The organism is Sutcliffiella sp. NC1, from assembly GCF_027594365.1.
Taxonomy (GTDB): Bacteria; Bacillota; Bacilli; order Bacillales; family Bacillaceae_I; genus Sutcliffiella; species Sutcliffiella cohnii.
Map to the genome: position 1 here is coordinate 376,745 of NZ_CP115153.1, position 22,628 is coordinate 399,372.

Genomic DNA, 22,628 nt, shown 5'->3' on the forward strand with positions numbered 1-22,628 from the left:
GGATGTGTACTCTATTCTATACAGAGTAAGTCGTACTATTGTGTAAAATGTATATTGGAATCAAGTACGTTATTCCAAAATTTTCTCAAATAACGATTGTTACTAGTAATAAGGTGGTACCCAATTGATTTTATATTAGAAATTAAGTACAGTCGTTTGCACGTTTTATCGAAAAATGTCACTTTTTAAATTAATTACTTATTTAAAATAATTATAAAGAGGGATTGATTTTCCTTTAATAAATGTTATCATAGAATTTATACAACTATTCTATCCTCTTTGAAAAAACCTCGAAATATACTATAAAGGAGTCCGTTATGAAACCTATCAAAACTTGCCCAATATGTAAAACAGTCATTAAGCAATTAAAGCATAGTACAATATGTGGTTGTGGAAATAAAATTACACTGAAAAAAGTAGGATAAAAGACCTTTGCAGCTGATGTGAAGGTTTTTTGTTTTATAAAAGCTAAAATGTATGAATAACTAGGTAAATAGTCTATTTCTTGCTTAAAAATTGATTCGTTATTAAGATTAAGCTAATATGTAAATGAAAAGGTAGAAAATTTTACCTTATACTTTGTGAAAAAACCTTAAACTAATTAATTAAGGATGTTGATTAATATGAAACGTGCCAGAATAATATACAATCCAACGTCTGGTAGAGAAGTTTTTAAAAAATATTTGCCTGAAGTATTAGTAATATTAGAAAAAGCAGGATATGAAACGTCATGTCATGCAACGACAGAAGCAGGGGATGCGACGAAGGCTGCTCGTCATGCAGCTGAAAGAGAGTTCGACCTAGTCGTTGCTGCAGGTGGGGATGGAACGATTAATGAGGTCGTAAATGGACTTGCAGAGCAATCGTATCGGCCAAAGCTTGGCATTATCCCAGTAGGTACGACGAATGATTTTGCTCGTGCGTTAGATATCCCAAGAGATGATATTTTAGAGGCAGCTAGAGTAATTGCCAACGGTGTACCAATGCCAATTGATATCGGAAAAGTAAACGATATGTTTTTTGTGAACATTGCCGGTGGAGGGAAGCTTACAGAATTAACATATGAAGTACCAAGTAAGTTAAAAACTGTTATAGGGCAGCTAGCATACTATTTAAAAGGAATAGAAATGCTACCTTCCATTCGTCCATCTGACGTACGTATTGAATACGACGGTAAAGTATTTGAAGGAGAGATTATGTTATTCCTCGTTAGTTTAACGAATTCGGTAGGAGGCTTTGAAAAGCTAGCGCCAGATTCATGCTTAAACGATGGAATGTTTGATTTACTTATATTAAAAAAGGTGAATATAGCAGACTTTATTAAAGTAGCCTCACTTGCTTTACGGGGTGAACATATTAAAGATCCGCACATTATTTATACGAAAGCAAATCGAGTGAAAGTAAATACGAAAGAAAAGATGCAACTTAATTTAGATGGAGAATATGGTGGTCTCCTACCAGGAGAATTCGTCAATTTATATCGCCATTTTGACATTATGGTGTCAAAAGAACGTGCAGAAAAGGAATAGGGCTTAATAAGAGCTCTATTTTTTTTACATTCAAGCAAACGTGTTTTATTGTGAGAACATAATTGATAGTTGAATAAAAATGAAATATTTATTAGAAAGAAACTTTTATCAGAATTTTTCGTAAATATAGTAAGGGGGAATAGAATATATAACAGGAGGGGTTAAGCATGGAGATATTTTTTTTCTTATGGTGGTTAATCGGGATCGTTGCACTCATTTGGGTATATAGTGACGCAAGAGATAAAAGAGGAACAAATATTGGTGTTTATGGGCGCTAATTGTATTTTTACTAGGACCGCTCGGATTTATTGCCTATTTATTTGTTAGAAATGCGGATTAGGATAATGGAAAACTGGTATGGAATACTAATGCTATGATACAATCGGAGAAGCAATTTAGGAAGAAGGAAGAGACTGTATGAATGCATTAAAACCGCCAGTGCAAAAGAATGAATATTATGATGTTGCCTTTGAAGATATGACTCATGATGGAGCTGGGGTAGCTAAAATTAATGGCTATCCTATCTTTGTGTCCAATGCTTTACCAGATGAAAAGGCAAAAATAAAAATAATAAAAGTAAACAAAGGATATGCTATCGGTCGTTTAATCGAATTACAAAAGGAAAGTGACTATCGAGTAGATGCTCCTTGCCCGATCTATAAACAATGTGGTGGATGTCAACTGCAGCATTTAACGTATGAAGGTCAACTGTTGGCGAAGCGAAAGCAGGTCCAAGGTGTGATGGAACGGATAGGGAAGCTACAAGGGGTTCCTGTACATCCTGTGCTTGGAATGGCAGAGCCGTGGCGCTATCGAAATAAAGTACAAGTTCCGATTGGTGAACGGGAAGGTGGACTTGTTGCAGGATTTTATCAACAGCGAAGCCATGAAATTATCGATATGAAAGAATGCATGATTCAGCAAGAAACGAACGATACAGTTGTTCAAACAGTTCGAGCTATTTGTGAAAAATACGGTGTAAGAGCATACGATGAAAAGAAGCATAAAGGAACTCTACGACATGTAATGTCTCGCTACGGACTTGTAACAAACGAAACGATGGTTGTACTTATTACGAGAACGGAAGAATTACCGAATAAAAAGAAAATCGTTGAGGAGATTGTTGCTGCATTACCTGGGGTAAAATCTATTGTGCAAAACGTTAATCAAAAGAAAACGAACGTTATTTTCGGAGATAAGACAACGGTACTTTGGGGAGAAGAGTACATTTACGATTATATCGGCGACATAAAATTTGCAATTTCGGCACGTTCTTTTTATCAAGTAAATCCTGAGCAAACGAAAGTATTATATGATACAGCGTTAAACTATGCGGAATTAACTGGTGAAGAAACGGTGATGGATGCGTACTGTGGGATTGGAACAATTACGTTATTCCTAGCCCAAAAAGCAAAAAAAGTGTACGGAGTAGAAATTGTCCCAGAAGCTATTGATGATGCCCGCCGTAACGCTGAATTAAATGAGATAGACAACGCAGAGTTTGAAGTGGGAGAAGCGGAAGTTGTTATTCCAAACTGGTACAAGCAAGGTATTAAAGCTGACGTTATTGTTGTGGATCCACCGAGAAAAGGGTGTGATGAGGCGTTGCTGAATACAATAATCGATATGAAGCCTAAGAAGGTTGTATATGTATCGTGTAACCCTGCAACGTTAGCTCGTGACTTACGTGTATTAGAAGACGGTGGATATAAGACGGTAGAAATACAACCAGTAGATATGTTCCCACATACGAATCATTGTGAAGCAGTTGCGAAGTTAGAGTTGAAAATGTAGGTATATTACTAGAAAATGTGTGGACGAGGGAATACCTCGTCCACTTTTATCGTACTACTGGGAACCAACCTTGAACTTCTAAAATGAGTTTCCATAAAGGTGTTGGGATAACTGCTTTTTGTTGGTCGTTTTCTGTTAAGTGATGAATAATTGTTTCTTCCTTGTTAGATTTAACTTTTTCAACCCAATGAGGATCAACGACTAATGCACGACCGAGTGAAACAAAGTCTGTTTTCCCTTTGTCTAATACAAGTGCGGCTTCAGCTGGTGTATGAATATTTCCAACACCAATGTATGGCACGCGTCCGTTAATGTATTCTGCAATTATTTCCGTACGGGATTTTTCACTAACAATTCCTCTACGCGGTTGAGCCCAGGCCTCTGTTGTAGCCATATGAATATAATCAATATTTGCGTTCATTAATTCATCTAGCAACTCGAACGTTTCCCTCATCGTAATCCCAGGTGTTTCTGGCTCTTCGGGTGAAAAACGATAACCAATTAAAAACGGTTTTGTTGCATGTTCACTAATCACTCGCTTCACTTCATCAATAAGTTTTATTGCAAATAAATATCTATTTTGGAACTCATCTTTTCGTTGATTCGAATGAGGTGAGACAAACTGCTGTAATAAATATCCTGTTGCACCGTGCAATTCCACTCCGTCAAATCCGGCTTCGATCGAACGGCGTGTTGCTTCACCAAACTCTTTAATAATCTCATAAACTTCTTCTGTCGTTAACGCTCTCGGTGTATGCTCAACGCTATAAAATCCACGGTCTCCAAGAGGGGTAACAGCACTTGCACTAACCGTTTCTCCATTTGGAAGTAGTCTAGGAACTGCTAAGCGGCCACCATGGTATAGTTGGACAACTACTTTTGCCCCTCCCTCGTGGATAACTTTCGCCAATTTTGAAAGTCCTTCAATAGTTCCATCATGATCAATACCCATTTGACCGTCGAAACCTTTTCCACCTTTCGAAACATATGCACAGGCAGTAATGATTGTGCCGACACCATTAGCACGTTCCTTATAGTAGTTAAGCTCATCCTCGGAAACATAGTCATTCTCATCTGCAGAAAAAGTCGTCATCGGCGCCATCATGAAACGGTTTCTAACATGAACACCACTTTTAAATGTATATTCTTGAAATAATTTTTGATAATTTGCCTCCATATTTCTATTCTCCTCTTTTTAAAAACACCTCTTCAAAAAGCTTGAAGAGGTGCTTCACTTTATACGTACTGCTTCATCCAGTCTTGGAAGTTAGAGATAACACCATCTAAAAATGCGATAGTAGCGTTATCTGTTAAGTTTCCATCTGCATCAAACTTTTCATGTACTGCCCCTACATAAACTTCGTTTCCGCCAAGTACTGGAGAATTTAATCCACTAGCAAATAGAATGTCGCGAAGGTGCATTTGTGCTTTTACGCTTCCTAAAATCCCCATAGAAGATCCCATGATAATGGACGGTTTACCATTCATAACTTTTTCTACTCGGCTTAACCAGTCGATTGCATTACCTAATACTCCAGGAATAGAAGAGTTATATTCAGGTGTTACCCATAGAACAGCGTCTGCTTCTTTTACTTTCTTTTTAAAGTTAAGAACTTCTTGTGGAGCCTCTAATTCAATATCTTGGTTATACATTGGAAGTGGACCTAAATCTAAAATCTCCAATTCAAATTGATCCTTATAACGATTTTGGATATGTTTTGCTAGTTGTAAATTATATGAGTCTTTACGAATACTTCCTACAATTGCTACTACTTTCATTAATGTTAACCTCCAAATGTTTTTTTTTGAGATTTATTGTGCACTCGCTAGGAGTAACACTACTGGGTGAATCTCGTTCTTCAAAAAGTATAGATGCTTAAGTTTTTTTAATCAAAATATGATGAATGGGTTTCATTATTTGAAACCAAATTAAATTTAGATTAATGAATACTTTCGATAGTTTCTATCTCTTTCGTAATGGCTTTACTACCTGCATGGAGTTTGGTGGCAATGTGCTTAATATTAGTACGGGAGATTTGGTCTGCTGGAGCTGCAACAGCTAAAGCAGCAATGACCTTTTTATTGCGAAATACAGGTAAAGCTACGCAACGAATACCAACGATTCGTTCTTCATCATCAAAAGCATAGCCATCTTCCTGAATCGCTTTTAAATGATAACGAAATAGTTGTGAATCTTGAAATGTATTTTTTGTTGCGCGTTCCAACGACATTTGACCAAGTAAAGATTCTAACGACTCTTTTTCCATATGGGCCAATATAACCTTTCCTAAAGCTGATTGATGTAACTTGGAACGGTTGCCAATTTCTTCGTCTGCTGAGTTCAGGAATGGGGAATGTATCACTTGAGTCATAACTAGGTCCGTTCCGTCTACTTTTCCTAAATACGTACTCATTTGTAAGCTTTGCGCTACTTGATAGATAGAACGTAACGAAGCCCAATCTTTACTTGAACGGTCCCCTGCTTCTCCACTAAACATTTTAGGATTGAAAAAATATTGCGTTTGAATTTTATAAATATACTTCATTTCTTCTAACGTTGTTAAAAACCGAAAGGCGGTAGACTTACTTAGGTGAAGTTCTTTCATCACTCCTGCTAAAGTAATTCCCTCATGTTTTTTTACTAGTTCTAATACGAGAAGCCCTCTTTTTAATGTGGATAATTCATTTTGTGCCATTGTTTCACCTCAATATCTGACTTAAAAAAGTAAAAGGGGGAAGGGCTTTCCCGCCAATCAATCGATTATGGAAAACAGCTTCTTTTTTCTATAAATTAACGTTATTCGGTCTTATTTCATCCAGTCTTGAGACCAATTTTCGATAGAACTCAAAATTGGTTCCATTGAAAGTCCTTTTTCGGTTAAAGAGTATTCTATAATAACTGGTGTCACAGGAATCACTTCTCGTTTCACTATATCTTGCTTTTCTAACTCCTTTAAGCGATCTGATAGTACTTTTCCGCTTATGCCAATAGATGATTGAATTTCACTAAAGCGTTGTTTACCGTGTAATAATTGATAAACTACTAAAGCTGTCCATCTTTGACTTAGTAAGGAGATGGCTTTTTCAAACTTTGGACAGATTGTTGGCTGTGTCATTTCCATTCACCTCTTTAATACATAGAATAACACAAAAGTTAATTAAATTGTAAAACGAAAACTAGTAACTTGACAATATTTAGTTTAAATTATAAATTAAGTTACATAAAGTAACTTAATTATAAACATATCATGAATGTAATTAGGGAAAGTTATTTTAGGACTGTATACGTTCTTTTTATTAATTATTTAGAAAACAATTTTAATAAAGGGTAGGAGGAGTGAAAAATGAACTTCCATCGTAAACCAACAACATTTGTTAGTCATGTCAACATAAAAGTACAAAATTTAGTAAGGTCTTTACAGTTTTATCAAGAAATAATTGGGTTTCAAATATTAGAACAAACTTCGACAACAGCAAAACTTACTACAGATGGTAGAACAAATATTTTATCATTGGAACAACCTGAACATGTCATTCCAAAACAGGGAAGAACTACAGGGTTATATCATTTTGCCCTACTATTGCCTGAGAAAAAAGATTTAGCCGATATCGTTGTTCATTTATCAGAAAAAGGTGTTCGTTTCGGTTCATCAGATCATCTTGTAAGCGAAGCGTTATATTTACATGATCCGGATGGAAATGAAATCGAAATTTATATAGACAGAGAACCTTCAGAATGGAACTGGAATGGTGAAGAAGTAGCAATGGCAGTAGATCCGCTAGATTTTGAGAGATTATTAGAAAATAGAGTGCTGGGCCAATCATGGCAAGGGTTGCCTGAACGTACGTTAATGGGACATATTCACTTACACGTAGCAGAATTAAAGAAAACAGAAGAATTTTATGTGAAGGGGCTTGGATTCGATGTGGTGAATCGTTTTGGTAGTCAAGCGTTATTCCTTTCAACTGGTAAATATCATCATCATATTGGTGTAAATACATGGAATGGAGTAGGGGCACCAAAGCCACCAGAAAATAGTGTCGGTATGGAATCATATACCATTGTTTTGCCGCATGAAGAAGCTAGAAAGGAAACAGTAGCTAATCTACAAAGTATTGGAGTAACAGTACTAGAAGAACAAGGTAGGCTTTTTACTTACGATCCATCTGGAAATCGTATTGAGTTAGCTGTTTAATAAGGGGGGAGAAACAGTTGTCTATAATAAAACAAAATGGTTTTGAAGTAGGGATATACACACTCGCAGATTTAGGGCCAAACCCTCATACAGGTAATACAATAAGTGCTAAACAAAGAATGGGCGAAATAATAGAGGCAGCTAAACTTGCAGATGAAATGGGCCTTGATGTTTTCGGAGTAGGTGAACATCACCGATTGGATTATGTTGTCTCTTCTCCGGCAGTAGTTTTATCTGCGATTGCATATGCAACAAACCGTATTAAATTAACGAGTGCTACAAGTGTATTAAGTACACTTGATCCAGTTCGGCTGTACGAGGATTTCGCCACTTTAGATATAATTTCTGATGGCCGTGCCGAAATTTTAGCTGGTCGTGGTGCATTTATTGAATCTTTCCCGCTTTTTGGGTACAACACGAACGATTATAATGAGCTTTTTAGTGAGCACTTGGATTTACTATTAAAATTAAATGAAAAGAAAAAAGTTTCTTGGAATGGAAAGTTTCGTTCATCGTTAAGAGATGCGGAAATCTCGCCTCGGGCAGTACAAAAGCAGTTACCAATTTGGCTTGGAGTTGGCGGGACACCTGAAAGTGCTGCTCGTGCTGGTAGGTTGGGACTCGGTATGGCCCTAGCGATATTAGGTGGAGATCCGCTGCGATTTAAGCCACTCGTTGATATTTATCGCCAAGCAGGATTGGAGGCTGGACATACATCGGAGCAATTAAATGTTGGTGTAACAGGTCACACATTCCTAGCGCAAACGACTGAAAAGGCAAAGGAGGAGTTTTATCCGTATTACTCTAATTATTGGTACTATGTCAATCGTCAGCGTGGTATGGGGACTAAAATGTCAAGAGAAGACTTTGAGTATGCTGCTAGCCCACAAACAGCATTGTTTGTCGGAAGCCCTGAACAAGTGGTGGAGAAAATTGTTCGTCAACATGAACTATATGGACATACACGTTTTCTAGCCCAAGTTGATATTGGCGGAATCCCGTTTGACAAAGTAAAAGAAAATATAGAATTGTTAGCAATTGAAGTTAAGCCAATGTTAGAGAGAGCATTAAGTTAAAAATAAACGCATTTAAGAGCAAGTTGTAACGAAGAGAAACATACTGACTTCTATGCCTTCCTTAAAAGCGACTACTAATCAGATATGAGAGAAAGAGCCCAGAGAAAACGGGCTCTTTTTATCTATATATTTAAGAAAGATAAACTATCGGACGTGAGATCCTTTTCCACATGTTTAATTTCCGCGAGCTCTGTTTGCTTGCTCAATTGCTCGATTGAATTGTGCTACCGCGTCTGTATAGGTAGCATCAATATCCCCGCCATTATAAATTGTTTCAAGCGCAGACTCCATTACTTTACGGCCTTGAGGAAGCATATCCATTAACGCTCCTTGTGTTGCAAACGATGATTTTGTTGCTTGCAACTGTTCGACCGTAACACTTAATTGTGGCTTTTCTGCCCATGCATCTTTCACTACTTCTTCGTTATAAGCATCTGGATTAATGGCGAAGTAACCTGTTCCAACATGCCATTTAGCTTGAACTTCTGGAGTTTGTAAAAACTTCATGAATTCCCAAGCAGCTTTTGTTTCTTCTTCTGGTTTTTCATCAATTAACCAAAGACTAGCTCCACCAATAACAACACCTGCACGCTCTTTGTTTTCTGGATGTGGAAGGAACGCAATACCTACTTCAAATGGTGCATTATCAATAACGTTTCTAGCACTTGCAGAAGATTGTAAAAACATAGCAACATCACCAGCTAAAAATCCTGCAACCATGTTATCGCCATTCGTTCCATAATTAGCAAAGGTCTCATCTTCTACCATGCGTTTTACCCATTCAAGAATAGACTTACCTTCCTCTTCTGTCCAACCAATTTCAGTTGGAGTGTCTGATCTACCGTTATCATTATTTAAAAGAAGAGCACCTTGATTTGCTAATAGTTGTTCCCACAACCAGCCATATGCTTGAAGGGCAAAACCTTTCATGCCATCATTTGCTTCAACGATTTTTTTACTCGCTTCTTCGATTGCTTCGTAAGTTGCTGGTGGTGTTTCGGGATCTAAACCAGCAGCTTCAAAAGCGTCTTTATTGTAATACATTACTGGCGTAGAGGAGTTGAAAGGCATCGAGTAAAATTTTCCATCTAATGAGTAATAATTGATGATATTCTCCTCTAATCCACTCATCTCATAACCGTCTGCATCAATAAGGTCTTGTATCGGAACGATATTCCCACTGTTAATCATCGACATAGTCCCAATTTCAAACGTTTGAATTATTGTTGGAGCGCTATTTGTTCCTGCTACCGCATTAAACTTTGTTAAAGATTCGTCATAGGAACCTTGATATTCTGCGTTTACTTGAATTTTGTCTTGAGATTCATTAAATTCATCAACAAGGCTATCTAATGCTTCTTGCAATCCTCCACCCATCGAATGCCAAAATGTCACAGTTTGCTTTTCTTCGTTTTCACTATCATTATTATTGTCTGTGCTTGAGTTGCTTGTCCCACTGTTTGAATTAGAGTTGTTGTTATTAGTGCTATTACTAGACGTAGAATCTCCGCCCGAACAAGCTGCTAATAATAGTACAATACCTAAAGCTAGAACCATCATGATTTTTTTCATTTTTTCTCCACCTTTTTTTAAAGTTTAATAGTATAGCTACGAAGGAACTTATTTAATAGCTCCTTCTGTTAAGCCTGATTGTAATTTCTTTTGACCGAAGAAAAGTAAGATTAATGTAGGGATAATTACAATGACAGCACCTGCCATAATCACACCCCATTCATTTAACTGTTCTTGAGTTTGCAATTGTTTTAAGCCAATTTGTACCGTTCTTACCGTATCGTTTGTTGTAGCTAAAAGTGGCCATAAGTACATGTTCCAAGATGTTAAAAAGCCGTATATGCCTAAGGTGATTAAACTTGTCCTCGAAACAGGAAGGACGACCGTAAGATAAAACTTAAAATCTCCAATACCTGCAATTTGGCTAGCTTCCTTTAACTCTTTAGGAATTTGCTTGAAGTTTTGTCGTAATAAAAAGGTTCCAAAAGCTGTTGCGAAAAATGGAACAGCTAGACCAGGATACGTATCAATCCAACCTAAATCACGGATAATATGAAAATTTGGAATAACTGACGCTTCAAATGGTACCATCATCGTAGCGATAAATAGGTAGAATAAGAGGTCTCTACCTTTGAATTCTAGAAAAACAAAAGCATAAGCGGCTAGGCTTGCTAAAAGTAGTTGTCCTAGCGTAATGACGATAGAAACGACAAAACTATTAAATAAATATTGGACTAATGGAAATTGGCTAAAGGCTTTCGAGTAATTATCAAACGTTAATGTTGATGGTAGACTTCCAGTTAAAATATCTTGGTTCGTCATAAAGCTCATTCCAATTGCCATAACCGCTGGGCCAGCTATAAGAAAGGCGGAAAAGATGAGCAATACATAAAAAATGGCCTTTTTAGTAATGGACATCATCATTGATAATGCACTCTCCTCTCGCCCAATTTAAACTGTATTGCTGTCATTATTAAAATAAAGACGAATAACACAACTGCTTGGGCACTGGCGGTTCCGAACTGATAGTTAGTGAAAGCCTCACGATAAATGGAATATACAATTAAATTCGTTTCATTTGCTGGTCCACCTTGGGTTAAAATATCAATCTGACCAAACGTTTGGAACGCATTAATAATCGAAACAGTAATAACAAAAAACAAGGTCGGTGATAGCATCGGTACGGTAATTCTTCTCAGTTTGTAAAAGTAACTCGAACCTTCAATATCAGCACTCTCATACAATGAAGAGTCAATAGATTGTAGGCCGCCTAAAAGAATTAAAAACGTGAACCCGATATTCATCCAAATCGTTGTAATGGCAATCGCGGTTAACGCCCATTTCGGATCTGTAAGCCAACCGAAGGGTGGAACAGGTATAACCAAAATACAGAAGCAGCCGCAACGGACACTCCCATTGTGGAAGTAAAAATAGTCCGGAAAAAACCAATACCTTTTAATTTTTCGTTCGAGATTATTGCCAAGAAGAGACTAATTAAAACAGTAGCTGGAACTGTATATAGTACAAAGAGAAACGTATTTTTAATGCTTTTAAGAAAAATAGGGTCTGTAAACATATATTGATAGTTTTCCCAACCTACAAAAACTGTAGTAGCACCTTTCGCATCTGTTAAAAAAGCACTTAAATAGATGGTCTTAAACAATGGATAAAACAGAAAAATACCGAATAATAGAATGGAAGGGAGTAAAAATAAAATACCTTTTATAAAACTATTTATCCGTCTTTGTTTGTTAGCTTGTTCGAATGGAACGGTTATTGCTTCATTTCCTTCCGCTATAGGATTGGTCTTACTCATATCGCTACAACCTCTTGTCTTTTTCCAACTTGAGCCGATTGGAGTAACTTCCCACTAGCTCCATCAAAAAATAATATGTATTGTGGTGAAATCTTCACAGGAACTTTTTGGCCAAATTCAATCGTCCATTGACCAGGCCATTTAGCTGTCCATAATTCCGTCCCAACGTCAAACGCAATAGAAGTTTCATTGCCTAGCTGTTCGACATTAACCGCTTCTAAATGAACACAATGTTCTTCGTCTCCTTGTGCCGGTAACAAATGCTCAGCACGAATGCCAACAACTAAGTTTTCTGTCTGAGGTAAATCGATTGTTGTCAAAGAATCAATGGAAAGGTGAAGTTCGTTTTCTATAATTAGCTGCTTTTTATCTTCTGTAAAAACAGCTTTCCCTAAGTTCATTTTTGGTGAGCCAATAAAGGAAGCGACAAATAAATTTTCAGGCTCATTATATAGTGTGATAGGCTTGCCAACTTGTTGAATCTTTCCTTCATTTAATACCATAATTCTGTCACCCATCGTCATTGCTTCCACTTGGTCATGCGTAACATATATCATCGTCAAGCCTAACTGTTTCTGTAATCTTCGGATTTGTACACGCATATTAGCACGCAGTTTCGCATCTAAATTAGAAAGTGGTTCGTCCATCAAGCAAAGAGGTGCATGACTAACAACGGAGCGTCCAAGTGCAACACGTTGTCTTTGACCGCCTGAAAGCTCTCTTGGCTTTCGTTTTAACAGTTCTGTAAGGCCGAGCATTTCAGCAGTTTCTTTTAACCTTTTTTGTTGTTCTTGTTTGTCTACTTTTCTCGCCTTTAGTCCAAATAAAATGTTTTGTTCAACCGTTAAGTGTGGGTACAGTGCGTAGTTTTGAAAAACCATCGATAAATCTCGTTCTTTTGGAGCGACATGATTTACGATTTTTTCGTTAATTTTTAAAATCCCTCCGGAAATGTCTTCAAGCCCAGCAATCATGCGAAGCAAAGTACTTTTTCCAGAACCAGAAGGGCCAACTAGTACAAAAAACTCACCTTCTTCTATACATAAATCGATGCCATTTAATACATCTTTTTGTTTATCATAAGATTTGGAGATGTTTCTTAACTCAACCTTACTCATAAAGAGCCCCCTTTCTTCGTTACAAACACATTTAAGCATAATTTTTTCAATTAGAGAGACGATTTACAGAATCTTGACAAACTTTTACATTTAAATAAATAAGGACATAGTAGATTGACAAAATTTACTTAATTTTTACTAGAGTATGAGGCTAATTACAGTAGAAGATTTCTTCCTTAAGACTATATACCTAAACTTGGGATGTTTGATTTTCCGAAGTTTTTTCTAGTTTTCACTTTTCAGAATATTTGTTGTCTCTCTGTTAAATTTGTGTTAACTTAAAAATTAAAGTTTAAACTTTATTAACTGATAAATATGTTGTTTAAAAATCAATTTGTATAAGTTATAGTTTTATAAATAGTTTTATGCAGACAGATGGAGTTGAACAGGATGGCAAATCAAACAATACAGAATCGTTTACAAACAATTTTTGAATACCTTCATAATAATCCAGAAACAAGCTGGAACGAGGTTAATACTACCTCATATATTGCCAACATTCTTAAAGAGGAAGGTTTGCAACCAAAAACTTTCGATAATATGACAGGGTTATATGTAGACATTGGAAAAGGAACTCCGAAAGTAGGGTTTCGGACTGATATTGATGCATTATGGCAAGAAGTAGATGGAGAGTTTCGTGCTAATCATTCTTGTGGACATGATGGGCATATGACGATGGCACTTGGCACTATTTTTATGCTAAAAGAGATGGAATCAAGCTTACCTGGGGCCGTTCGAATCCTTTTTCAACCAGCTGAAGAAAAAGCACAAGGAGCAATGGCATTTGTAAAAGAAGGGATAATAGATTCATTACAGTTTTTATTCGGCACACATGTACGTCCGTTAGTCGAATTACAAGATGGCAATTACGCACCAGCGTTATACCATGGGGCTGCGAAACTTTTCATAGGGAAAATTATCGGAGTGGATGCACACGGAGCACGACCAGAACAAGGAGTGAATGCGATTGAGGTAGCGGCTTCATTAGTGGACGGTATGAAGCGCATATGGATTAGTCCTACTCAGTCTGCTTCTATTAAAATGACGCAAATTACGGCAGGTGGCAGTTCAACTAATATCATTCCAGGTAATGCAACGTTTAGTATTGATGCACGTGCTCAAAATAACGAAACGATGGAAGCATTAACTACAGGGTTTGAAAAAGTAGTAGCTGCCGTTAGTACGTTGTATGGAGTATCAATTGATTATAAGGTAGAATCACATATTGCTGCTGCTCAAGTCGATGGTGAGGCAAAAGCCATGATGAAACAAGCTATAATAGATGTGGCAGGGGAAGAAAATTGTGCACAGGATGTCGTAACTCCTGGTGGCGAGGATTTCCACTTCTACACTTATTCAAAACCGGAGCTTCAAACAACGATGCTTGGGCTTGGTTGTGGAGTTACCCCAGGTCTTCACCATCCGAAAATGACTTTCAACCGAGAACGTCTAACGACGGGTGCTGAAATAGTGACAAGAGCGCTAATGTTAGCATTACAACATGTAGAAAGAAGCGGAAAAAATGATTGAATTACGAGAACTTCAAACAATCGAAGAAATGCAACAAGTAGAAGAGCTTGAACGAAACATTTGGGGTACAGAAGTAGTTCCGACACACCAAACGTTAACAGCAGTAAAAAACGGGGGAATTATGGTAGGTGCCTATGATGGAGATGAATTAATCGGTTTTAGCTATGGGTTTGCCGGGTTCCGCAATGGCAAAAGTTATTTATGCTCTCATATGCTTGGCATCGCTGAAAAGTATCGTTCACAAGGCGTTGGCGAAAATCTAAAACGAAAACAACGTGAAATAGCAATAGAAAAAGGCTATGACATGATGAAGTGGACTTACGATCCACTTGAAACGCGAAATGGATATTTAAACTTAACAAAACTTAATGGTATTTGTGATACTTATGTGGAAAATTGCTACGGTGAAATGCAGGATAGCTTAAATAAAGGTTTACCATCTGACCGCTTTGAACTGCATTGGCATTTGACTAGTCCGCATGTAGTGGAAGGGCATATACCAAATACAGAGGGGGCCACTGCTTTAAACGCTGTTACATTTAATGAGGAAAACTTACCAGTATTTGTGGCTAGTAAAGAACAACCGTTAACACGTTTAGCCTATTCCCTAGCAGTACCAAAGGACTTTCAGGGTTTAAAATCAGCAAGCAAAGAACTTGCATTGGACTGGAGATTGCAAACACGTACACATTTTCAAAAGCTATTTCATGCAGGATATGCAGTTGTTCGTTTACAAATCAATGAGACCTATAATGAATACATTTTTGTTAAAAAAGAATCGTTAGAACTTGGAGGAGAAGCACAATGAAAATAACCGACATTACTATTCGTCATTTACAAATGAAATTAAAAGATCCCTTTACAACAAGCTTTGGGACATTTACGAATAAAGAATTTTTATTACTAGAGGCACGTGATGTTGAAGGGACAATTGGATGGGGAGAATCCGTAGCATTTAATTCACCTTGGTATAACGAGGAAACGTTAAAAACGAATTGGCATATGCTCGAAGACTTTCTAATTCCGCTCATCTTGAATAAAGAGTTGAATCATCCAGATGAGGTTAGTGAAATTTTCTCCTCCATTCGTAAAAATAATATGGCAAAGTCTACGATTGAAGGTGCGGTATGGGATATTTATGCACAACAAACGAACCAATCTCTCGCTGCTGCATTAGGTGGAAAGAAAGACAAAATTGAGGTAGGTATTAGTATTGGGATACAAAAATCAATTGAAGACTTAGTAGCTTTAGTAGACGGATTTGTGAAGGAAGGGTATAAGCGAATAAAAGTAAAAATAAAGCCGGACTGGGATATAGAAGTAATGCGCACATTACGTGAAAAATTCCCAGACACTGCGATTATGGCAGATGCAAATTCCGCTTATCGTTTAGAGGATACGGCGCTTTTAAAACAACTAGACGCATTTGATTTAATGATGATAGAACAGCCTCTAGCATCAGATGACATAATTGACCACGCTCAACTTCAAAAACAGCTTAAAACGCCGATTTGTCTAGATGAAAGTATTCACTCTCTAGAGGATGCACGGAAAGCAGTAGAACTCGGAAGTACAGGGATAATTAATATAAAAATTGGACGTGTTGGTGGACTATCAGAAGCGAAGAAAATTCATGATTACTGTGCGGCGAACAATGTTCCGGTATGGTGTGGTGGCATGTTGGAATCAGGTATAGGACGTGCACATAATGTAGCCTTAACAACCTTACCTAACTTCATTTTACCTGGAGATACTGCTGGTTCTAATCGCTATTGGGAAAAGGACATTATACTACCAGAAGTTGTAGCAACAAACGGTTACATTGATGTTCCTCAAACAGTAGGTATTGGATATGAAGTAGATCGGGAGGCAGTGGAGTCTTTTACAATCGCTAAGAAAAATTACAATTAAAAGGGGGACTCCAGATGAAGAAAAGCTTTCAGATTGGCAGTGCCTTCGTTGGGCTCATTGTTGGGGCAGGTTTTGCTTCGGGACAAGAGGTAATGCAGTATTTCACTAGCTTTGGTATTTGGGGGACTGTTGGAGGCATTATCGCAACGATTCTTTTTGCTTTTTTAGGCTATACGCTAGCACAGCTTGGCTCCCAACTCCAAACTCAGTCACATAAAGATGTAATTTATCATATCGGAGGACGTTACTTCGGCTTTATTTTTGACATCGTCATTACATTTTTCTTATTTGGCGTAGCCGTTGTAATGTTCGCGGCGTCTGGCTCCACTTTTGAGCAAATGTTCGGTATCCATCCTATGATTGGGAGCATTATAATGGTTGCTGCTACAATCCTTACATTATTATTGAACATCAAAAAGATTATTAATATCATTGCCGTTGCGACCCCGTACTTAATGATAATAGTCTTTACCATTGTCATTTATTCTATTTTCACAATGGACTTAACACTACAAGAGTCGAACGCTTTAGCACAAGAACAAACTGCAGCAGCATCTAACTGGATAGTAGGCTCAATTCTTTATGTTTCCTATAATATAGCATGTGGTGCAGCATTATTGATTGTAATGGGGGGAACGGAGAAAGACCGTAAAGTTGCTGGTATGGGTGGTTTACTTGGTGGAATAATGTTAGGTGTACTCATTATATTAATTCATATCGCGTTGTTAGTAAAAGTAGATGTTGTCGGTGGTGTCGCAATGCCAACACTTGAACTAGCTAGCCAAATTCATCCGTTTGTCGGCGTATTAATGGCGATTGCGCTACTAGGCTTAATGTATAACACTGCAGTAGGAATGTTCTATAGCTTTACCGTCCGGTTAATTAAGCCAAATCACAAAAAATTCAAATCTGCAATTGTTCTAACTGGTTTAGTTGGCTTTTTTGCAAGTTTCGTAGGGTTTACGACTCTTGTTGGAAAGGTATATTCCACGGTCGGGTATATAGGAATTGCCTTTATTGTAGCGATCATCATCGCTTGGGCACGAAAAGGGAAAAAAGAAAATGCTTATACCGCGTAAAAAGTAGTAGAGAAAGTATTCAAATAAAGAAAAGGCACGCGACTCCCCTAAGGGAAGTGTGCCTTTCATTTTATATTATTTTTTTAGATCAAAACGGTCAGCGTTCATTACTTTCACCCATGCAGAGATGAAATCACGAACGAATTTTTCTTGGTTATCTTCTTGCGCATAAACTTCTGCAATCGCACGAAGAACAGAATTAGAACCGAAAATAAGATCGAATCTAGTTGCCGTTTTAACAACTTCACCTGTGTTGCGGTCGCGACCTTCATATACGCTTCCGTCTACAGACGTCCATTCTACACCGATATCTAATAAGTTTACGAAGAAGTCATTTGTTAATGTACCAACACGGTCTGTAAATACGCCATGAGAAGTACCACCGTAGTTAGTACCTAATACACGCATACCACCGATAAGTACAGTCATTTCTGGTGCAGTTAAACCTAATAGTTGAGCTTTGTCAACAAGAAGCTCTTCTGAAGCTACTCTATATTGTTGTTTTTGATAGTTACGGAAACCATCAGCAACAGGCTCAAGTACTTCAAAGTTTTCAACATCTGTTTGGTCTTGAGTTGCATCACCACGTCCAGGAGCAAATGGTACTGTTACGTCAAAGCCAGCATCTTGTGCAGCTTTTTCGATTGCAGCAGAACCACCAAGTACTATAAGATCTGCAATACTAACTTTCTTCTCTAAATGATTTTGAATTTCTTCATATACTGCTAAAACTTTCGCTAATTGTTCTGGTTGGTTAACTTCCCACTCTTTTTGTGGAGCAAGACGAATACGTGCGCCATTCGCACCACCACGGTTATCTGAACCACGGAATGTGTATGCAGAAGCCCAAGCAGTTGTTACTAATTCACCAATTGTTAATCCAGAATCTAAAATTAATACTTTAATTTTTGCAATTTCTTCATCAGATAATTCGTAGTCCACAGTTGGAACTGGATCTTGCCAGATTAAATCTTCAGTTGGAACTTCTGGACCTAAATATCTTGAACGAGGCCCCATGTCACGGTGTAGAAGTTTGAACCATGCACGAGCAAATGCATCTGCAAATTCCTCTGGGTTTTCATGGAAACGGCGAGAAATTTTTTCATATTCTGGATCAAAGCGTAATGCCATATCAGTAGTGAACATGATTGTTGGAACTTTTTTATTAGAGTCAGCAGCATCAGGTGCTAGATGTTTCTCATCTTGATCTACTGCCATCCATTGCCATGCTCCTGCAGGACTCTTAGTAAGCCACCATTCATAACCGAATAATTGATCAAAGAAACCATTATCCCATGTAGTAGGATTAGCAGTCCAAGAACCTTCAAGACCACTAGTGATAGTATCTCCACCTTTACCGCTACCAAATGAGCTGATCCAACCTAAACCTTGTGCTTCAATAGGAGCAGCCTCAGGATCTGGACCAACATGAGCAGCATCCCCAGCACCGTGTGCCTTACCGAATGTATGTCCACCAGCGATTAATGCAACAGTTTCTTCATCGTTCATACCCATACGGGCAAAAGTTTCACGGATTTGATCCGCACTTTTTAGTGGATCTGGTTTTCCGTCTGGACCTTCTGGGTTTGCATAAATAAGACCCATTTGCACAGCAGCAAGCGGATTCTCAAGTACACCATCATCTGAGTGACGCTCGTCAGCTAACATTTCTGTTTCAGAACCCCAATATATATCTTCTTCTGGATGCCAAATGTCAGCACGTCCACCACCGAAACCGAATGTTTTACCACCCATAGATTCGATTGCAACGTTCCCAGTTAACAGTAGTAAGTCAGCCCAAGAAATTTTGTTTCCATATTTTTGCTTGATTGGCCATAAAAGACGACGTGCTTTATCAATGTTAGCATTGTCAGCCCAACTGTTTAATGGAGCGAAACGTTGGTTCCCAGTTCCGCCGCCTCCACGGCCGTCACCGATACGGTATGTACCAGCTGCGTGCCAAGCCATACGAATAAACATTGGGCCGTAATGACCGTAGTCTGCTGGCCACCAATCTTGGCTGTCTGTCATTAATTCGCGAAGATCTTGTTTAAGAGCTTCATAGTCTAGTTTTGCGAACTCTTGCGCGTAATTAAAATCTTCTCCCATTGGGTTAGATTTTTTATCGTGTTGATGTAAAATATTTAAGTTTAATTGATTTGGCCAAAAATGACGGTTTGTTGTACCACTAGTTTCTGGACTAGTAGCTCCACCGTGATAAAAAGGGCATTTTCCCGTGTTAGTAGAATCAAATGATTTCATGGATAGTTCCTCCTCTAATATAAGTTTATTTTTATATAAAACTTACAAAACAATAATGATAATCATTATTACTTTATAATTATACTAAAAAGAATTCTAGATTACAATAATTATTAATAAATTATTATTGTAATTAGTATAGGGTATACAAAAATAAAAAGCGAATGATATGTATAAAGTAGTATTCTCTAGGTGTTTTTCTTGGAGTAAATAAAAAAATGTGTTGTTGTAGTCTACTAGTTATTTACTATGGCGTATTATACGTTTTGACTAGTTAAGAAGAATCTTTGTTAAATGAGAAAAGAACTAAGGTGATGTTGCCTTATCAGTCAGTATGTAGTTGCTAATAAAGACATAGAGGATGTAACACACATTAATTTATTATGACGAAATTTATTAGCCATATAATATGAATCTATGACTGTACAAGAATATTTATTTCGCCCTTTTATTATGCAAGTGTGCTTATTTCCATCATATTGGCAAAAAACGGTATAGTCAAGAATGAAGCCTTCTTAGAATGGTATTTCTATGCTGATTTTTTGTCATTTTGTTCAAACATCGTTTCCATATATTTAGAGTGAACTATTCCCCATTTTTTGATAGAATTAACCTTCTAGGGATTGTCTTTTGGCTAAATGACATTATTGTTACGTTTGGAATTGGAGGGGGATGAAAACACCCTCTCCTTTTATGTGATAAACGATATAAATTCATGTAACGATACTAAAGTTACTAAATAATAGATAGAATGATTACCAAGGAGGAAATAAGATGAAAGAAATAGAAAGCAAAGTTTTTGTTGCTGAAATAAATGGATTAGATGAAAAAGGTTCCGGTAAAGCACAAGTTTGGCGAGAAACGGAACACGGTACGAAAAGAAAAATAAAACTTACTATCCCGCAAACACTTCCAGGTGAAAAAGTGCGTGTTTTTGTAGACAAACCAGAACGTAGAAGAAGAAGGGCAGTAGCTGAAGAAATACTAGAAACACACCCTGAGCGTATTGGTCCAGAATGTCCTCATTTTGAAAAATGTGGTGGTTGTGTATGGCAACACTGGGATTATGAAGGTCAGTTGAAGCAAAAAACTGTACATGTGAAAAAGGCAGTAGAGGGGCAAGGGTTTGACTCTGATCTTGTTCTAGATGCAATCGGAATGGACAACCCTTGGCATTACCGAAACAAAATGGAGTTTACATTTTCGCCAGCTGGTGCATTAGGCTTGCATGAGCAAGGTAACTTTAGAAAAGTTATTTCATTAGAAACATGCTTAATTGCAGGGAAAGAAATGGTGGAGGCTGCAATGACGGTTGCAGACTGGGTTAAAGACCACAATTTAAAAGGATATAATAAAGATAAGCATGAAGGATTACTTCGCCATTTAATGGTGAGACAATCTTTTATTACGGGAGAAATGATGCTCGCTATTTTCGCGACAAAAGGACCGAAAGATGAATTGCAAGCTGCAACAGACGATTTAGTAAAACGTATTGAAGCGAATTTCCCACAAGTAAAAAGCTTATTATGGATGGAAAACACAGATTGGGCAGATCGTACTCAGTCAGAAAATACGCATGTATTAGCTGGTAGAGATTTTATTTACGATGAAATTGCAGGTTATCGTTTCCGTTTATGGTTCGATACATTCTTCCAGACGAATCCAACACAAGCACAAAAACTAGTTGATATTGCATTAGAAATCGGTAAACCGAAGAAAACAGAAAAAATGATTGATTTATTCTGTGGTGTAGGTACGTTTTCTTTACCGTTTGCAAGTCGAGTAGACAAATTAGCTGGTATTGAAATTGTCGAAAGTTCGATTGAATCTGCAAAGCGTAATGCAAAGGATAACGGTCTTACAAACACATACTTCCTAGCAAAAGATGCTAGAAAAGGAATTGACGAAGTATTAGAGAGCTTCGGTAATCCAGAATTACTATTACTAGACCCTCCACGCTCTGGTGCGGGTGGGAAAGTAATGAGAAGAATCGGGCGTTCTAAACCGGAGCGTATCGTGTACGTATCATGTAACCCAGATACATTCGCGACAGATATTAAAGAATTAGAACCATTCGGTTACAAATTAAAAGTTGTCCAACCGGTGGATCTATTCCCGCATACTGTACACTGTGAAGCAGTTGCGTTGTTGGAATTGGAATAAGAGTAGGTAAAAGAAAGAAGTTGTAATGACTTCTTTCTATTTTTTTACAATCTCAATTCACAGTTTGATGTCAACGTTTAACAATGGTAAGCTATTGGGATGAGATAAGGGAATAAAAATGGAGGTACACGCATGACAAATAACGATATTTTGATTCGATTAAGATATGCACTAGATATAAAAGATATGGATATGGTACAAATATTTAAACTTGGTGGCGTTGACGTAACATTGGAAGAAGTGAAAAAGATGTTAACAAAGCCTAAGGACGACTACGATTATGAAGATATAGATGAGGATGAAGACTTTAAACGTTGTACTAACGAAACGTTAGAGAAGTTTCTTAACGGCTTAATTACGTTTAAACGAGGACCAAAGCCAGGACAAACAGGGTTTCCGCCATTAACTCGTGAACATATGAATAACCAGCTTTTAAAGAAAGTGAAAATTGCTCTAGTATTAACTAGCGAAGACATCATTGATATTATAGCGGAAGCTGGAGTTACAATTACAAAAGGTGAAGTAGGTGCTCTCTTACGAAAAGAGGGCCATAAAAATTATAAAGAATGTGGCGACAAATATGCGAGAAATTTCTTAAAAGGACTAGCGATAAAGTATAGAGGATAATCGTAAATAGAAAGA

The 22,628-nt window shown here is 37.5% G+C and carries 18 protein-coding genes and 1 pseudogene; 10 read left to right on the plus strand and 9 right to left on the minus strand.

The window, feature by feature from the left end:
* Positions 1-623 precede the first annotated feature (623 nt).
* Together O1A01_RS01950 and rlmD (O1A01_RS01955) are read left to right on the plus strand one after the other, a co-directional pair.
* Positions 624-1,529: a diacylglycerol kinase gene (locus tag O1A01_RS01950; RefSeq protein WP_066416112.1), complete on the plus strand. Its 906-nt coding sequence runs from the start codon at positions 624-626 to the stop codon at positions 1,527-1,529.
* Positions 1,530-1,946: 417 nt separating this feature from the next.
* The gene (rlmD, locus tag O1A01_RS01955) at positions 1,947-3,323 is read left to right on the plus strand and encodes a 23S rRNA (uracil(1939)-C(5))-methyltransferase RlmD (protein WP_270065440.1); all 1,377 of its coding nucleotides are present in this window, start codon (positions 1,947-1,949) and stop codon (positions 3,321-3,323) included.
* Between the two features lie 46 nt (positions 3,324-3,369).
* Here rlmD (O1A01_RS01955) and O1A01_RS01960 read toward each other — a convergent pair whose 3' ends face one another.
* The 4 genes from O1A01_RS01960 to O1A01_RS01975 form a co-directional block, all read right to left on the minus strand.
* On the minus strand, positions 3,370-4,500 hold the full coding sequence (locus O1A01_RS01960) for an NADH-dependent flavin oxidoreductase (RefSeq protein ID WP_270065441.1): 1,131 nt from the start codon (positions 4,498-4,500) through the stop codon (positions 3,370-3,372).
* A gap of 59 nt (positions 4,501-4,559) precedes the next feature.
* Positions 4,560-5,102 (minus strand): NADPH-dependent FMN reductase, encoded by a 543-nt coding sequence (locus O1A01_RS01965; protein WP_270065442.1) that lies wholly within the window; start codon positions 5,100-5,102, stop codon positions 4,560-4,562.
* 161 nt (positions 5,103-5,263) lie between these two features.
* The gene (locus tag O1A01_RS01970) at positions 5,264-6,019 is read right to left on the minus strand and encodes an IclR family transcriptional regulator (protein ID WP_270065443.1); all 756 of its coding nucleotides are present in this window, start codon (positions 6,017-6,019) and stop codon (positions 5,264-5,266) included.
* Positions 6,020-6,130: 111 nt separating this feature from the next.
* On the minus strand, positions 6,131-6,439 hold the full coding sequence (locus O1A01_RS01975) for a winged helix-turn-helix transcriptional regulator (RefSeq protein WP_066416123.1): 309 nt from the start codon (positions 6,437-6,439) through the stop codon (positions 6,131-6,133).
* A gap of 228 nt (positions 6,440-6,667) precedes the next feature.
* Here O1A01_RS01975 and O1A01_RS01980 point away from each other — a divergent pair, with 228 nt between their 5' ends.
* Positions 6,668-7,519 (plus strand): VOC family protein, encoded by an 852-nt coding sequence (locus O1A01_RS01980; RefSeq protein WP_270065444.1) that lies wholly within the window; start codon positions 6,668-6,670, stop codon positions 7,517-7,519.
* Between the two features lie 17 nt (positions 7,520-7,536).
* Positions 7,537-8,595 (plus strand): LLM class flavin-dependent oxidoreductase, encoded by a 1,059-nt coding sequence (locus tag O1A01_RS01985; RefSeq protein ID WP_270065445.1) that lies wholly within the window; start codon positions 7,537-7,539, stop codon positions 8,593-8,595.
* 174 nt (positions 8,596-8,769) lie between these two features.
* Here O1A01_RS01985 and O1A01_RS01990 read toward each other — a convergent pair whose 3' ends face one another.
* From O1A01_RS01990 to O1A01_RS02005, 4 genes and pseudogenes are all read right to left on the minus strand, one after another.
* Positions 8,770-10,167: an ABC transporter substrate-binding protein gene (locus O1A01_RS01990; RefSeq protein WP_270065446.1), complete on the minus strand. Its 1,398-nt coding sequence runs from the start codon at positions 10,165-10,167 to the stop codon at positions 8,770-8,772.
* A 48-nt stretch (positions 10,168-10,215) separates the two neighbouring features.
* A complete protein-coding gene (locus tag O1A01_RS01995) occupies positions 10,216-11,025 on the minus strand; it encodes a carbohydrate ABC transporter permease (RefSeq protein WP_412766326.1) in 810 nt (269 codons plus the stop codon).
* A 2-nt stretch (positions 11,026-11,027) separates the two neighbouring features.
* Positions 11,028-11,923: pseudogene (locus O1A01_RS02000) on the minus strand (carbohydrate ABC transporter permease).
* Complete coding sequence (locus tag O1A01_RS02005) at positions 11,920-13,041, minus strand: ABC transporter ATP-binding protein (protein WP_270065447.1); 1,122 nt, start codon at positions 13,039-13,041, stop codon at positions 11,920-11,922. The pseudogene O1A01_RS02000 and the gene O1A01_RS02005 overlap by 4 nt, the downstream one beginning before the upstream one ends.
* A 390-nt stretch (positions 13,042-13,431) precedes the next feature.
* Here O1A01_RS02005 and O1A01_RS02010 point away from each other — a divergent pair, with 390 nt between their 5' ends.
* The 4 genes from O1A01_RS02010 to O1A01_RS02025 are packed head-to-tail and all read left to right on the plus strand — an operon-like array spanning position 13,432 to position 17,561.
* Positions 13,432-14,571 (plus strand): M20 peptidase aminoacylase family protein, encoded by a 1,140-nt coding sequence (locus O1A01_RS02010; protein ID WP_066416144.1) that lies wholly within the window; start codon positions 13,432-13,434, stop codon positions 14,569-14,571.
* Positions 14,564-15,379, plus strand: a complete 816-nt coding sequence (locus O1A01_RS02015) for a GNAT family N-acetyltransferase (RefSeq protein ID WP_066416146.1) — start codon at positions 14,564-14,566, stop codon at positions 15,377-15,379. The genes O1A01_RS02010 and O1A01_RS02015 overlap by 8 nt, the downstream gene beginning before the upstream one ends.
* Positions 15,376-16,482 (plus strand): o-succinylbenzoate synthase, encoded by a 1,107-nt coding sequence (menC, locus tag O1A01_RS02020; RefSeq protein WP_066416148.1) that lies wholly within the window; start codon positions 15,376-15,378, stop codon positions 16,480-16,482. Before O1A01_RS02015 ends, menC begins: the two co-directional genes overlap by 4 nt.
* A 14-nt stretch (positions 16,483-16,496) precedes the next feature.
* Positions 16,497-17,561, plus strand: a complete 1,065-nt coding sequence (locus O1A01_RS02025) for a YkvI family membrane protein (protein WP_066416150.1) — start codon at positions 16,497-16,499, stop codon at positions 17,559-17,561.
* Between the two features lie 75 nt (positions 17,562-17,636).
* Here the strand turns inward: O1A01_RS02025 and katG are convergent, their stop codons facing one another.
* Positions 17,637-19,823, minus strand: a complete 2,187-nt coding sequence (gene katG, locus O1A01_RS02030; RefSeq protein ID WP_066416151.1) for a catalase/peroxidase HPI — start codon at positions 19,821-19,823, stop codon at positions 17,637-17,639.
* Positions 19,824-20,597: 774 nt separating this feature from the next.
* Here katG and rlmD (O1A01_RS02035) point away from each other — a divergent pair.
* The gene (gene rlmD, locus O1A01_RS02035; RefSeq protein WP_066416154.1) at positions 20,598-21,986 is read left to right on the plus strand and encodes a 23S rRNA (uracil(1939)-C(5))-methyltransferase RlmD; all 1,389 of its coding nucleotides are present in this window, start codon (positions 20,598-20,600) and stop codon (positions 21,984-21,986) included.
* 132 nt (positions 21,987-22,118) lie between these two features.
* A complete protein-coding gene (locus tag O1A01_RS02040) occupies positions 22,119-22,613 on the plus strand; it encodes a YehS family protein (protein ID WP_066416156.1) in 495 nt (164 codons plus the stop codon).
* Positions 22,614-22,628: the final 15 nt, after the last annotated feature.

What these genes read in the sequence shown, in the direction of transcription:
- O1A01_RS01950 (WP_066416112.1), top strand. Translation starts at nt 624, where the DNA reads ATGAAACGTGCCAGAATAATATACAATCCAACGTCTGGTAGAGAAGTT.
- rlmD (WP_270065440.1), top strand. Translation starts at nt 1,947, where the DNA reads ATGAATGCATTAAAACCGCCAGTGCAAAAGAATGAATATTATGATGTT.
- O1A01_RS01960 (WP_270065441.1), bottom strand. Translation starts at nt 4,500, where the DNA reads ATGGAGGCAAATTATCAAAAATTATTTCAAGAATATACATTTAAAAGT.
- O1A01_RS01965 (WP_270065442.1), bottom strand. Translation starts at nt 5,102, where the DNA reads ATGAAAGTAGTAGCAATTGTAGGAAGTATTCGTAAAGACTCATATAAT.
- O1A01_RS01970 (WP_270065443.1), bottom strand. Translation starts at nt 6,019, where the DNA reads ATGGCACAAAATGAATTATCCACATTAAAAAGAGGGCTTCTCGTATTA.
- O1A01_RS01975 (WP_066416123.1), bottom strand. Translation starts at nt 6,439, where the DNA reads ATGACACAGCCAACAATCTGTCCAAAGTTTGAAAAAGCCATCTCCTTA.
- O1A01_RS01980 (WP_270065444.1), top strand. Translation starts at nt 6,668, where the DNA reads ATGAACTTCCATCGTAAACCAACAACATTTGTTAGTCATGTCAACATA.
- O1A01_RS01990 (WP_270065446.1), bottom strand. Translation starts at nt 10,167, where the DNA reads ATGAAAAAAATCATGATGGTTCTAGCTTTAGGTATTGTACTATTATTA.
- O1A01_RS01995 (WP_412766326.1), bottom strand. Translation starts at nt 11,025, where the DNA reads ATGTCCATTACTAAAAAGGCCATTTTTTATGTATTGCTCATCTTTTCC.
- O1A01_RS02005 (WP_270065447.1), bottom strand. Translation starts at nt 13,041, where the DNA reads ATGAGTAAGGTTGAGTTAAGAAACATCTCCAAATCTTATGATAAACAA.
- O1A01_RS02010 (WP_066416144.1), top strand. Translation starts at nt 13,432, where the DNA reads ATGGCAAATCAAACAATACAGAATCGTTTACAAACAATTTTTGAATAC.
- O1A01_RS02015 (WP_066416146.1), top strand. Translation starts at nt 14,564, where the DNA reads ATGATTGAATTACGAGAACTTCAAACAATCGAAGAAATGCAACAAGTA.
- menC (WP_066416148.1), top strand. Translation starts at nt 15,376, where the DNA reads ATGAAAATAACCGACATTACTATTCGTCATTTACAAATGAAATTAAAA.
- O1A01_RS02025 (WP_066416150.1), top strand. Translation starts at nt 16,497, where the DNA reads ATGAAGAAAAGCTTTCAGATTGGCAGTGCCTTCGTTGGGCTCATTGTT.
- katG (WP_066416151.1), bottom strand. Translation starts at nt 19,823, where the DNA reads ATGAAATCATTTGATTCTACTAACACGGGAAAATGCCCTTTTTATCAC.
- rlmD (WP_066416154.1), top strand. Translation starts at nt 20,598, where the DNA reads ATGAAAGAAATAGAAAGCAAAGTTTTTGTTGCTGAAATAAATGGATTA.
- O1A01_RS02040 (WP_066416156.1), top strand. Translation starts at nt 22,119, where the DNA reads ATGACAAATAACGATATTTTGATTCGATTAAGATATGCACTAGATATA.